Annotated in this window: 12 protein-coding genes and 1 pseudogene; 6 read left to right on the top strand and 7 right to left on the bottom strand. The window is 52.9% G+C overall.

What is annotated here, in order from left to right; translation table 11 throughout:
• Positions 1–77 precede the first annotated feature (77 nt).
• From purC to dapA, 3 genes are read right to left on the bottom strand one after another with little or no spacing between them, the layout of a single operon-like run.
• Entirely contained in the window at positions 78–791 is a 714-nt protein-coding gene (gene purC / locus J8X26_RS00920; RefSeq protein WP_047608889.1) for a phosphoribosylaminoimidazolesuccinocarboxamide synthase, read from the bottom strand.
• A 56-nt stretch (positions 792–847) separates the two neighbouring features.
• Positions 848–1927, bottom strand: coding sequence for an outer membrane protein assembly factor BamC (gene bamC / locus J8X26_RS00915; protein ID WP_152327944.1), 1080 nt, complete (start codon positions 1925–1927; stop codon positions 848–850).
• A 16-nt stretch (positions 1928–1943) separates the two neighbouring features.
• Positions 1944–2825, bottom strand: a complete 882-nt coding sequence (gene dapA / locus J8X26_RS00910; protein ID WP_165059360.1) for a 4-hydroxy-tetrahydrodipicolinate synthase — start codon at positions 2823–2825, stop codon at positions 1944–1946.
• Between the two features lie 144 nt (positions 2826–2969).
• Between dapA and J8X26_RS00905 the strand changes: the two genes are divergently transcribed.
• The gene (locus J8X26_RS00905; RefSeq protein WP_152327942.1) at positions 2970–3536 is read left to right on the top strand and encodes a glycine cleavage system transcriptional repressor; all 567 of its coding nucleotides are present in this window, start codon (positions 2970–2972) and stop codon (positions 3534–3536) included.
• A 25-nt stretch (positions 3537–3561) separates the two neighbouring features.
• Positions 3562–4029: a thioredoxin-dependent thiol peroxidase gene (bcp, locus tag J8X26_RS00900; RefSeq protein WP_165059358.1), complete on the top strand. Its 468-nt coding sequence runs from the start codon at positions 3562–3564 to the stop codon at positions 4027–4029.
• Between the two features lie 108 nt (positions 4030–4137).
• Here the strand turns inward: bcp and J8X26_RS00895 are convergent, their stop codons facing one another.
• Positions 4138–5202: an AI-2E family transporter gene (locus tag J8X26_RS00895; protein ID WP_152327940.1), complete on the bottom strand. Its 1065-nt coding sequence runs from the start codon at positions 5200–5202 to the stop codon at positions 4138–4140.
• 420 nt (positions 5203–5622) lie between these two features.
• On the opposite strand from J8X26_RS00895, the pseudogene J8X26_RS00890 reads away from it, so the two are divergent.
• Both J8X26_RS00890 and arsC read left to right on the top strand, forming a co-directional pair.
• Positions 5623–6999: pseudogene (locus tag J8X26_RS00890) on the top strand (M48 family metalloprotease); the annotation flags it as partial.
• Between the two features lie 26 nt (positions 7000–7025).
• Positions 7026–7382 carry an arsenate reductase (glutaredoxin) gene (gene arsC / locus J8X26_RS00885; RefSeq protein ID WP_152327938.1) on the top strand — a complete coding sequence of 119 codons (357 nt, stop codon included), beginning with the start codon at positions 7026–7028 and terminating at the stop codon, positions 7380–7382.
• 63 nt (positions 7383–7445) lie between these two features.
• Here arsC and hda read toward each other — a convergent pair whose 3' ends face one another.
• The 3 genes from hda to upp form a co-directional block, all read right to left on the bottom strand.
• Entirely contained in the window at positions 7446–8153 is a 708-nt protein-coding gene (gene hda, locus J8X26_RS00880) for a DnaA inactivator Hda (protein ID WP_152328029.1), read from the bottom strand.
• 165 nt (positions 8154–8318) lie between these two features.
• On the bottom strand, positions 8319–9611 hold the full coding sequence (gene uraA / locus J8X26_RS00875; protein ID WP_208949921.1) for a uracil permease: 1293 nt from the start codon (positions 9609–9611) through the stop codon (positions 8319–8321).
• A gap of 82 nt (positions 9612–9693) precedes the next feature.
• Positions 9694–10320, bottom strand: a complete 627-nt coding sequence (gene upp, locus J8X26_RS00870; protein ID WP_104922995.1) for a uracil phosphoribosyltransferase — start codon at positions 10318–10320, stop codon at positions 9694–9696.
• A 358-nt stretch (positions 10321–10678) separates the two neighbouring features.
• Between upp and purM the strand changes: the two genes are divergently transcribed.
• Complete coding sequence (gene purM, locus J8X26_RS00865) at positions 10679–11716, top strand: phosphoribosylformylglycinamidine cyclo-ligase (protein WP_165059354.1); 1038 nt, start codon at positions 10679–10681, stop codon at positions 11714–11716.
• 27 nt (positions 11717–11743) lie between these two features.
• The gene (purN, locus tag J8X26_RS00860) at positions 11744–12382 is read left to right on the top strand and encodes a phosphoribosylglycinamide formyltransferase (RefSeq protein WP_208949920.1); all 639 of its coding nucleotides are present in this window, start codon (positions 11744–11746) and stop codon (positions 12380–12382) included.
• The last annotated feature ends 149 nt before the right edge of the window (positions 12383–12531 follow it).

Raw genomic sequence — 12531 nt, 5'->3', positions numbered from 1 at the left:
TGATTTTCATCACCCGTTGAACACCGGGCTGCACCGCGTAAACGATTGCGCAGCCCCGCTAAAAAAATAGCGGTCGCTTAGTCCAGTTTTACACCGATGCGATGCGCAACTTCTTCGTACGCTTCGATCAGGCCACCGAGGCTCTGGCGGTAACGGTCTTTATCCATTTTGTTCAGGGTTTCTTTATCCCACAGGCGGCTGCCGTCCGGGGAGAATTCATCACCCAGTACAACTTCACCGTTGAACAGACCGAACTCCAGTTTGAAGTCGACCAGGATCAGACCTGCATCGTCAAACAGTTTGCTCAGAACGTCGTTCGCTTTGTAGCTCAGCTCTTTCATGCGCGCGAGGTTTTCCTCGTTTACCCAGCCAAAGGTCTTGCAGTAGGACTCATTGACCATCGGGTCGTGCATCGCGTCGTTTTTCAGGAACAGATCGAACAACGGCGGGTTCAGTTCCAGACCTTCTTCAATGCCCAGACGTTTTACCAGCGAACCCGCAGCACGGTTACGGATAACGCATTCAACCGGGACCATATCCAGTTTTTTCACCAGCACTTCGGTGTCAGACAACAGGCGTTCCATTTGCGTTGGGATACCCGCTTCTTCCAGCTTAGCCATGATGAAATGGTTAAATTTGTTGTTAACCAACCCTTTACGGTCGAACTGCTCAATACGCTGACCATCCAGTGCTGACGTATCGTTACGGAACTCCAGTACCAGCAGGTCCGGGTTTTCGGTGGTGTAGACGGTTTTCGCCTTGCCGCGATACAACTCAGCTAACTTTTGCATCTTTACTTACTCCAGTGGAAAAAACAGATGTAAAAAGGGGCCGGAGCCCCTTGGTATTATTTTGCGCTGCTCTGGCTAAACGCGGCCTGCATGACCGCCACCATCGCGTCGTTTTGCGACTGGCTGAGAGCATGTCCTTTCGGATCAAGGAACTGCAAGCTACTACGGTTATCGAGGTCGCCGACCTGAAGTTTGTAATCACCGGAAGTGAGGCCCGGATCTTTCGCACCCAGTGTCTGCCACGCGTCGTCGTTTAGTGGTTTGTAGGTCACGGACAAGGTGCCCTGCGGACGGCTGCTGTCGGTGACTTTCATGCCAGCTTTCGCCAGGGCATTCGGCAGGCGATCCCACACTACGCCGTACGTTGAACGAACGATCAGCACCGGTAAACCGGTATCATCCGCGCCGCTCTGGACATCAATCTCACCCACACGACGGTTGTCGAGGCGTGCCTGAGTATCCTGCTGCACTTTATCCAGATTCGCCGTGATGGTGTTCATCATCTGGCTGTTGTAACGCTGGATTTCAGCTGTGGTTGTGACCGCCTTATCCTGCTGTTTCAGCTCAAGCGTTTTCACGGTCAGCGCTAACTGGTAGCTCTGCTGTTTCACGCTGATCTGATAACGGCCCTGATACTGGAAGTCTTCATCGGCACGATTCCAGTTAACGAAATCAGTGGTCAGAGTCTGGTTAGCATCATCGCGGTTAGCAATTTTGTAATTATTTTGCTCAACGGCTTTCACTACGCTGTTCCACAGGTCGCGGTTTTGCGGCGTGTTTTCCAACAGTACGGTGCTGCTGTCGCCAGAGAACTGGGTCTGAGAACCGTTCAGTAAGGCCAGCGGCTGGGACGGCGGACGAATGTCGAGTTGTTTGCCGACAGCGCCCTGCATTGAACCGGCCTGAATTTCATACGTACCGTTCTGAACCGGTAAAATCATGCCCGCTGGCGCTTTCAGATCATGCAGCGCAGGGGCATCCAGATAAGCTTCATCGCCGCTTACCTGGCGCTTATAACGTTGATCGCTTGAACAAGCGGCCAGCAACATAATCAGGGAAACCCCGACCACTTTTGCTACGGCAGACTTCTGCAAATGGGTCATCTGGAAACTATTCTTGTCAAATAAAGAGGCCATCAAATCTTCCTAAGAGTTACAGCAAACCGGCGCTTTTTAATGCTTCTTCCACGACCGGACGGGCAGCATCTGTTAACGGCGTCATAGGCAGACGCAGAGTATCGGTTGCCATCAAACCCAGTGCCTTACAGGCCCATTTCACCGGGATTGGGTTTGCTTCTACAAACAAATGCTGATGCAACGGCATCAGGCGCTGATTCAGGCGACGCGCTTCGGCAAAGTTACCGGAGGCCGCCAGCTCACACAGTTGAGCCATTTCACGGGCAGCTACGTTGGCAGTGACGGAAATGACGCCCTTGCCGCCGAGTTGCATAAAGTCCAGACCGCTGGCGTCATCGCCGCTCAGCAGAATGAAATCTTCATCATCAACCAGCACTTGGATCTGACTAACACGACTTAAGTTCCCTGTTGCCTCTTTAACAGCAACAATATTCTTCAATTTTGCTAAACGCGCGATGGTCGGCGGCAACATATCGCAGCCGGTACGTGAAGGCACGTTATAGAGAATTTGCGGCAGAGACGTGTTTTCAGCAATCGCTTTGAAATGCTGATACAGGCCTTCCTGCGTCGGGCGGTTGTAATAGGGAGTGACTGTCAGGCAGCCAATAACGCCACTATTTTCAAAGCGTTGTGTAAGAGAAATCGCTTCAGCGGTGGCATTTGCCCCGGTCCCGGCGATAACAGGAATGCGCCCATCGGCCAGTTCCAGCGTCTGAAGAACCACGTCACCGTGCTCTTCATGGCTTAACGTTGCCGACTCACCGGTCGTGCCAACGGAAACGATCGCCGCAGTACCACTGGACACATGATAATCAATCAGTTTTTTCAGACTCGCGCGATCGACAGCACCTTTGGTGTCCATCGGCGTAACCAGTGCAACAATACTTCCCGTAAACATTGACCTTCCCCTCCACAAACAGGTCACTCATGGTACTTTTGACACCACTGCAAAGCAAGCAAACAACGAGCGGTAAGCGCTTGTCCGGCGGTTTTTTTTATGTTTACCTTGGGAATACTCCCAAGCACGACAGGAAGACACAATTTGCCGCAGCCACAACAACATTATCTGGTTATTACCGCATTAGGTGCCGATCGTCCGGGTATCGTGAACACCATCACCCGTCAGGTCAGCAGTTGCGGCTGTAATATCGAAGACAGCCGTCTGGCGATGCTCGGCGATGAATTTACGTTTATTATGCTGCTTTCCGGCAGCTGGAATGCCATCACGCTGATTGAATCCACCCTGCCGCAGAAAGGCGCTGAACTGGAATTATTGATCGTGATGAAGCGTACCAGCGCACATGAACGCCCGCCGATGCCTGCGACGGTTTGGGTAAAAGTGGATGTTAAAGACTCCCCTCATCTGATTGAGCGTTTTACTGATTTATTCGATACACATCAGATGAATATCGCCGAACTTGCGTCAAAAACACGTCCGGCCGATGCGACCACGCCTGCGCAGTTATCTATTCAGATGACCGCGCACAGTGCCGCCAATACCGACCCGGCAATTATTGAGCAAGCGTTCCATCAGCTATGTACAGAACTGAAAGCGCAAGGCAGTATTAACGTCGTTAGTTATTCTGAGAATGAAGATAAACTGCAGTAACAGCTAAGAGATACGGAGAAAGACAATGAGCCCACTGAAAGCCGGTGACCCTGCGCCGCAATTTAGTTTGCCCGATCAAGATGGTGAACAAATTAATCTGGCCGACTTCCAGGGACAGAAAGTCCTGGTCTATTTCTACCCTAAAGCGATGACGCCGGGCTGCACCGTGCAGGCTTGTGGTCTTCGCGACAACATGGATCAGTTGAAAAGCGCAGGCGTTGAAGTGCTGGGGATCAGCACTGATAAGCCAGAAAAACTGTCACGCTTCGCAGAAAAAGAACTGCTGAACTTCACATTGCTGTCCGATGAAGATCATCAGGTTTGCGAACAGTTTGGCGTCTGGGGTGAAAAATCCTTTATGGGGAAAACCTACGACGGCATCCATCGCATCAGCTTCCTGCTCGACGGGAATGGCAACGTTGAGAAAGTCTTCGACGACTTCAAAACTACCAACCACCACGACATTGTGATGGCTTACCTCAACGGCAATTGAGCCAACCGGTAACCTTCGCACCATCACAAAGTTGGCTTACGGTAGTGGAAAATAAAAAAGCGCAGACGCGCTTTTTTTATTGCTGCTAAACCAACATGTAACGCCCTTTCAGACGGTTTCGTTCAGGGATTCATCCGGCCAGACGTGAACCACGGCCTTGACCAGTGTGGCCAGCGGTATCGCAAAGAACACACCCCAGAATCCCCACAGTCCGCCGAATACCACCACCGAAAGAATAATCACCAGCGGATGCAGATTTACAGCTTCCGAGAACAACAGCGGCACGATAACGTTGCCGTCTAATCCCTGAACCACCAGATACGCCACAATCAACGTCCAGAAATCCGCGCCAAGACCCCACTGGAACATCGCCACAATGACCACCGGAATGGTTACCAGCATCGCGCCGATGTAGGGGATCAGAACCGATACGCCCACCAGCACAGCAAGTAAGAGCGAATAACGCAAATCCATAACCACAAACACCAGATAGGTCGCCACACCCACGATGATCATTTCCAGCACTTTTCCGCGGATATAATTGGTGATTTGCTGATTCATCTCTGCCCACACTTGCCCTGCCAGACCGCGGTCGCGGGGCAAAATACGGCGCACAGCGTTCAGCATCTGCTCTTTATCCTTGAGCAAAAAGAACACCATCATCGGCACCAGAATCAGGTAGATCGCCAGCGTCAGTAAACCGACCAGCGACGCCAGTGAATATTTCACTACGGATTCGCCTAGCCCTGACAGCTTGCTGCGCAGGTTTTCGGCCATCATATCGATGATGCCCGCATCCACCAGCGCCGGATAACGTTTAGGCAATGTGGCGGCAAAATCATAGAAACGGTTAAGCATACTTGGCAAATCGGCCAGCAAATTGACGCCCTGCTGCCACGTCACCGGCGCCACCACAAACATGCCGAGCAGTAAAATCCCGGCAAATATAATCAGCACCACGCTGACCGCCAGCGTGCGCGACAGCCCGACGTGTTGCAGCCGTACCGTCGGCCATTCCAGTAAATACGCCAGCACAATCGCCACTAAAAGCGGTGCCAGAATGCCGTTGAGAAAATAAAGAATACAAAAACCCGCCACCAGAATAGCCAGCAGCGCGATGGCCTGCGGGTCAGTAAAGCGGCGGCGATACCATTGCAATAACATGTCCAACATCGTGAGAACACTCCTGTAAATTCCGGGTCTGACGGGTTTGCGCTGTTCGTTCCCTGCGCGCTCAGACACAAGTAACTATCTTCAAATCTCGTTGTCACACAACTGTAGCTGCGGAGTGTTTTAAACTCTCACGAGGATAGCTACTATAGAGACCGGCGCAAAGAAAAGCGTCACAAAATAATGGTGTGACCAACAGTTCATGGATGAAAGGCTCTTAATGCTTATCGGCATCGCGGTTAACTTATTGGGAAGCAAATGTTTATGGTAATGCGGTTGAAAAAAACGGTGATCGCCCTGTGCCTGGGCAGCCTGTTCACTGGCACAGTCCTCCCCGCAGGAGCCGACGACAGTTCATTCTGGTCGACGCCCGTTGGTTCTTCATCCCAAAATACCCGTTCACCGTCAGCGCCCGTGTCGAGCGATCAGCTTCCCGACATCGGCACCACCGCAGGCGGGACGCTCAGTATTAATCAGGAACTGCAGATGGGCGATTTTTACGTCCGTCAGATGCGCGCCAGTACGCCGCTGATTAACGATCCGCTGCTGAATCAATACATTAATGCGCTCGGCCAACGTCTGGTCGCCCACGCGTATTCCGTCCGCACGCCTTTCCATTTCTTTATCGTCAATAACGATGAGCTGAACGCCTTTGCCTTCTTCGGCGGCAACGTGGTGCTTCACTCCTCGCTGTTCCGGTATACCGATAACGAAAGCCAGCTGGCTTCGGTGATGGCGCACGAAATTTCTCACGTCACGCAACGCCATCTGGCGCGTGCGATGGAAGATCAGCAGCGTAACGCGCCGCTGACGTGGGTTGGCGCACTCGGTTCGATTCTTCTGGCAATGGCCAGCCCGCAAATGGGCATGGCGGCGCTGACCGGCACGCTGGCCGGAACCGCGCAGGGGATGATCAGCTTCACGCAGGCCAACGAACAGGAAGCCGACCGCATCGGGATCCAGGTGTTGCAGCGTTCCGGCTTTGATCCGCAGGCCATGCCTGCATTCCTGCAAAAGCTTGCCGATCAGGCCAGTTATTCGACGCGTCCGCCGGAAATGTTGCTGACGCACCCGTTGCCGGACAGCCGTCTGGCCGATATCCGTAACCGCGCCAACCAGATGCCGCACCTGTTTGTCCAGTCGTCACAGGACTACGTGATGGCGAAGGTGCGTATTCTCGGGATGTACGGCTCAGAAAGCTATCCGCTTTCCGATGACTATCTGCAAAAGCTGAGTAACGGCAATGTCCGCGAGCAGCTGGCGGCGAAATATGGCCACGCATTGCTGTTCTATAAAGCGAAAAAATTCGATCAGGCGCGCGCCATTCTTGAGCCGCTGCTGACGACCTATCCGGGCAACGAATGGTTGCTCGATTTGTCCACCGATAATGACATCGACAGCAAACGCGCTCCACAGGCGATCGCCCGTCTGGAGCAGGCCGGTGCGGCGACCAGTTCCAACCCTGTTTTGCAGCTGAACCTGGCAAACGCCTATCTGGAAGGTGCGAAACCGGCCAACGCCATGAAAATCCTTAACCGTTATACGTTCAATTATCCGGGCGACCCGAACGGCTGGGATTTATTGTCTCAGGCTGCTGCCGCGCAAGGCTTGCGTGCGCAGGAACTGGCCGCGCGCGCTGAAAGTATGGCGCTGGTCGGGCGCCTGGATCAGGCGATTGAAATGCTGAGTAATGCCAGTGCATTGCAGAAATTAGGCAGCCTCGAGCAGGCCCGCTACGACGCACGTATTGATCAGCTCCGCCAGTTACAGGGGCGTTTCCGCCAGTATCAGAAAGGCTGATGTCTGAATCTATCAGGGAGAAAGTTATGTCAGATGAAGTTGCGATTTATCACAATCCGCGCTGCTCAAAGAGCCGCGAAACGTTGAAACTGCTGGAAGATGAAGGTATTACACCGGAAGTGATCCTGTATCTGGACACACCTCCGTCTGTCAAAACGTTGCAAGGTTTGCTGAAAAAGCTGGGATTCAGCTCTGCGCGGGAATTAATCCGTAAAGGCGAGGAAATTTATAAAACATTGAATCTGGCCGATAAAAACCTGAGTGAAGCTCAGCTTTTGCAGGCGATGGTGGAAAACCCGAAACTGATTGAACGTCCGATTGTGATCGCCAACGGCAAAGCGCGTTTAGGCCGGCCACCGGAACAGGTGAAAGAGATTTTGTAATTCCCCGCGTCAAATTCGGGTTCGCCACACGAACCCGGAACTTCTCCGATTTACAACCCTGATTTACAGCCCCAGAATTTCTTTCACAAACGGGATCGTGAGTTTCCGCTGCGCCGTGATGGACGCGCGATCGAGCTGATCCAACGTCATGAACAATGTCCGCATTTCGCGATCCAGGCGTTTTAACAGGAAACGCCCCACGTCTTCCGGCAATTCAAAACCGCGCAGCTTGGCGCGCAACTGTAATGCCTGAAGTTTTTCATCATCGGAAAGCGGCTGGAGTTTGTAGATTTGCCCCCAGTCGAGACGGGAAGCGAGATCCGGCAGGCTGAGATTCAGCTGACGCGGAGGACGATCGCCGGTAATAAACAGGCGCGTGCGACCGGTTTCGAGAATGCGGTTATAAAGATGGAAAACGGCCGCTTCCCATTCATCATCTCCGGCAATCCCTTCGATGTTATCAATACAAACCAGCGCCAGATGCTCCATGCCGTCCAGCACTTCAGGGACGAAATAAGCGCGCTTGTCTAAAGGCACATAACCCACGGCTTCACCGCGTTGCGATAATTCGGCGCAGGCTGCGTGTAAAAGATGGCTGCGGCCACCGCCTTCGCGGGACCAAAAATAGATATACGTGCCGTGTTCCTGATGCAATGCGGTCTGAATCGCAGAAAGCAGAGAAGAGTTTTCCCCCGGATGAAAACTGGCAAAAGTCTCATCATCGGGCAGATAAAGTGGCAGGGAAAGCTGTGCCGGCGTATTCAGAAGCACCTCAACCAAAGCGGTATGAAGACCGCAGATGTTGTCACGTCAATAAAAGGAACTGCCGAATTCTAGCAAGGATCCGCGGTGAAATGAACTGTGCCCGGTGCAACCGCTTGCGATCCGAGCACCTGACCGGTTGCGCGCTGGCAAACCGGTCAGAAATGATCCCCCTCAGACTGGCGGATTTTCCCTCTCGTCATCGATATCAATGATCTGTTCTTCGCCGCGGAAAATCTCGATCACTTTGAACAACAGACTCAGGAAGATACCCACGATCGTGGCCAGCGCCATGCCTTTCAGCTCCGCCGCACCGATGTGGATCTTCGCGCCGCTGACGCCGATGATGAGGATCACCGCAGTCAGGATCAGGTTCTGTGCCTTGTTGTAATCGACTTTAGATTCAATCAGTACGCGGATACCGGATGCGCCAATCACGCCATACAACAGCAAGGAAACGCCGCCCATTACCGGAACCGGAACGGCCTGAATTGCCGCCGCCAGTTTCCCGATGCAGGAAAGCAGGATCGCCAGAATCGCCGCACCACCAATCACCCAGGTGCTGTAAACCTTGGTGATCGCCATCACGCCGATATTTTCGCCGTATGTGGTATTGGGAGTAGAACCGAAGAAACCGGACAACACGGTAGAAAGGCCGTTAGCCAGCATCGAACGGTGCAGGCCCGGATCACGCAGCAAATCTTTTTTCACGATGTTCGCCGTCACGACTAAATGCCCGACATGCTCGGCAATAACCACCAGCGCCGCAGGCAAAATGGTCAGGATCGCTACCCATTCGAAACGCGGTGTATAGAAAGTTGGCAGAGCAAACCAGTGCGCGTTTTCAATCGCAGAAACATCCACAACGCCCATAAAGAAGGACAGCGCATAACCTACCAGCACGCCGATGAGGATCGGGATAATCGCCAGGAAACCGCGAAAGAGCACGGAACCAAGGATCGTCACCGACAGCGTCACCAGAGAGATGATGATCGTTTTGGAATCCACCGGTACGCCGTCAGCCGGCAGCAAACCGGCCATATTGGCAGCCACACCGGCCAGCTCCAGCCCGATGACGGCAACGATTGCGCCCATCGCTGCGGGCGGGAACATCACGTTAATCCAGCCAATCCCGGCTCTCTTAACAATCAGCGCCACCAGGCAGAACAGTAAACCGCAGGCAATAAATCCGCCCAGCGCCACTTCATACCCCATCGGCAACAGCAACAGCACCGGTGAAATGAACGCGAAGCTTGAACCCAGATACGCCGGTATTTTCCCTTTACAGACAAATAAATACAGCAAAGTCCCTATGCCATTGAACAGCAGCACCGTTGCCGGGTTAATTTTGAACAGAATGGGAACCAGAACGGTGGCACCAAACATGGCAAACAGATGCTGGAAACTCAGGGGGATTGTCTGCAGTAAAGGCGGACGCTCACTTACCCCGATGACACGACGGGTCATGGATGTGATCCTCTTAAAGTGTGGTGTTGTGTTATGTGTTTTAAAAACCAAAAAAAAGCCGACTCATGAGTCGGCTTAACGCTTACTTCGTACCAAATATCTTGTCGCCCGCATCGCCGAGCCCCGGCATGATGTAGCCCTTTTCGTTGAGTCCCTGATCCACCGAGGCCGTGTAGAGCTCGACGTCCGGGTGCGCAGCTTCGAGAGCGGCGATCCCTTCCGGTGCCGCCACCAGCACCAGAACTTTAATGCTCTGGCAGCCCGCTTTTTTCAGCAGGTCGATGGTTGCGATCATGGAACCGCCGGTTGCCAGCATCGGGTCAACCACCAGCGCCAGACGTTCTTCGATGTTAGAAACCAGCTTCTGGAAATACGGCACAGGCTTCAGGGTTTCTTCATCACGGTACACACCCACCACGCTGATACGCGCGCTCGGGACGTGTTCCAGTACGCCTTCCATCATGCCCAGACCGGCACGCAGAATTGGCACAACGGTAATTTTCTTGCCCTTGATCTGGTCGATTTCAACCGGACCACACCAGCCTTCGATAGTCACTTTTTCAGTTTCTAAATCGGCAGTCGCTTCATACGTCAGAAGACTACCCACCTCAGAAGCCAGTTCGCGAAAACGTTTCGTGCTGATGTCATTTTCACGCATCAGGCCCAGCTTGTGTTTCACCAGCGGGTGTTTCACCTCGACGATCTTCATTGTTTATTCTCCTAAGGTGGTTGGGCTGCAAAAAAAAATCGCGAGATTATAACGCCATTTTTTTTGAACGCCACTGCCAATTGCCTGATCCGGATCAACATATCCTTCGTCAGTCTAACTGCTGCGGTGTTGGCTGCACTTTCTCACCCGAATCACTGACTCATGTCAGCTCATCGGGATTCGTGCGTTTGCCGCCTTGCTGCAATCAGAGTGACTTTGGATAAGCTCTCTAATTGGCTTCTAAAATCAGTATAGATAGACACAGTCAATAAGGCGCTCGCAAACGTTTGCTTCCACTGTTAGAATTGCCGCGCATTATTTTTCAACCACCAACCCAAACCGCCGTGGGGACTTCGCAGTGACCGACAAAACCTCTCTCAGCTATAAAGACGCAGGCGTAGATATCGATGCCGGTAACGCATTGGTAGACCGCATTAAAGGTGTAGTAAAACAGACCCGTCGCCCGGAAGTTATGGGTGGATTGGGCGGTTTTGGTGCTCTCTGCGCGCTGCCGCAAAAATATCGTGAACCCGTGCTGGTTTCGGGTACCGACGGCGTTGGCACCAAGCTGCGTCTGGCGATGGATTTAAAACGCCACGATACCATCGGTATCGACCTGGTCGCGATGTGCGTCAACGATTTGATCGTTCAGGGCGCTGAACCGCTGTTCTTCCTCGATTACTACGCCACCGGCAAACTGGATGTCGACACTGCCGCCAGCGTGATCACCGGTATTGCAGAAGGCTGTAAACAGTCCGGCTGTGCGTTAGTTGGCGGCGAAACCGCTGAAATGCCGGGGATGTACCACGGCGAAGATTACGACGTCGCGGGCTTCTGCGTCGGCGTGGTGGAAAAATCAGAAATTATCGACGGCAGCAAAGTGGCTGACGGCGACGTGCTGATCGGCCTGGCCGCGAGTGGCCCGCACTCCAACGGCTACTCGCTGGTGCGCAAAATTCTGGAAGTCAGCAAAACCAATCCGGAAACCACCGTTCTGGCAGGCAAATCGCTGGCCGACCATCTGCTGGCACCGACCAAAATTTACGTGAAATCGATCCTGAATCTGATCGAAAACGTCGAGGTGCACGGTATCGTCCACCTGACCGGCGGCGGCTTCTGGGAAAATATTCCGCGCGTTCTTCCTGAAAATACTCAGGTCATCATTGATGAATCAAGCTGGCAGTGGCCGGATGTCTTTACATGGCTGCAAACCGCCGGCAACGTCAGCCGTCACGAAATGTACCGTACCTTCAACTGTGGCGTTGGCATGCTGGTTGCACTTCCGGCTGAGCTGGCTGAACAGGCGATTGCTTTACTGAACGATAATGGCGAAAAAGCGTGGAAAATTGGCTACATTAAAGCCTCTGACTCCGCTGAACGTGTTGTCATCCAGTAATTCAACTCACTGAAGACAGGTATAGAAATGAAAAGGATTGTGGTTCTGGTATCAGGCGAGGGAAGCAATTTACAGGCCCTGATCGATGCCTGCCAGCAGGGAAGGATCAACGCAGAAATCTGCGCTGTTTTCAGCAACAAATCCGCCGCTTACGGGCTTGAAAGAGCCCGTTCTGCCCACATTCCTGCGCATGCGCTGGATGTCAAAGCCTACGAAGATCGCGCCGCGTTTGATGTCGCACTGGCCGATGCCATCGACACATTCCGGCCTGATCTGGTGGTACTCGCCGGGTATATGCGTATCCTCACCGCAGAATTCGTTCAGCGCTTTGCCGGACGGATGATCAACATCCACCCTTCCCTGTTGCCGAAATATCCGGGTCTTCATACTCACCGCCAGGCGATTGAAAATCAGGATACCGAGCACGGCACATCGGTGCATTTTGTCACTGAGCAGCTCGATGGTGGCCCTGTCATATTGCAGGCGAAAGTCCCGGTGTTTACCGAAGACACTGAAGAAGAGCTGGTGGCGCGTGTGCAAACGCAGGAACACAGCATTTATCCGCTGGTGGTCAGCTGGTTTGTTGAAGGACGTTTGTCCTTGCAAAATGGAAAGGCGCTACTGGATAATAATCCACTGCCTGAACAGGGTTACGCGGCGGATTAATCTGCTTAAGCGCGATGATTTCACTATAAACCGGCCCCGTGCCGGTTTTTTATTTTCTGTCATTTGACACTTGTTTACATTTCACCCGATATAATGCCCATCCCGGCGCACGTTTAAACGTCGTTTGTGCGCCGACCTTCATCTGAAAC

It is taken from the genome of Rahnella sp. ChDrAdgB13, assembly GCF_017655185.1.
GTDB classification, from domain to species: Bacteria; Pseudomonadota; Gammaproteobacteria; order Enterobacterales; family Enterobacteriaceae; genus Rahnella; species Rahnella contaminans.
The sequence above is the reverse complement of the archived record's forward strand: the minus strand, read 5'-3'. Positions and strand labels throughout refer to the sequence as shown.

Coding starts and splice junctions, on each gene's coding strand:
- bcp (WP_165059358.1), top strand. CDS start 3,562: ATGAGCCCACTGAAAGCCGGTGACCCTGCGCCGCAATTTAGTTTGCCC.
- J8X26_RS00895 (WP_152327940.1), bottom strand. CDS start 5,202: ATGTTGGACATGTTATTGCAATGGTATCGCCGCCGCTTTACTGACCCG.
- arsC (WP_152327938.1), top strand. CDS start 7,026: ATGTCAGATGAAGTTGCGATTTATCACAATCCGCGCTGCTCAAAGAGC.
- uraA (WP_208949921.1), bottom strand. CDS start 9,611: ATGACCCGTCGTGTCATCGGGGTAAGTGAGCGTCCGCCTTTACTGCAG.
- purN (WP_208949920.1), top strand. CDS start 11,744: ATGAAAAGGATTGTGGTTCTGGTATCAGGCGAGGGAAGCAATTTACAG.
- bamC (WP_152327944.1), bottom strand. CDS start 1,927: ATGGCCTCTTTATTTGACAAGAATAGTTTCCAGATGACCCATTTGCAG.
- purC (WP_047608889.1), bottom strand. CDS start 791: ATGCAAAAGTTAGCTGAGTTGTATCGCGGCAAGGCGAAAACCGTCTAC.
- dapA (WP_165059360.1), bottom strand. CDS start 2,825: ATGTTTACGGGAAGTATTGTTGCACTGGTTACGCCGATGGACACCAAA.
- upp (WP_104922995.1), bottom strand. CDS start 10,320: ATGAAGATCGTCGAGGTGAAACACCCGCTGGTGAAACACAAGCTGGGC.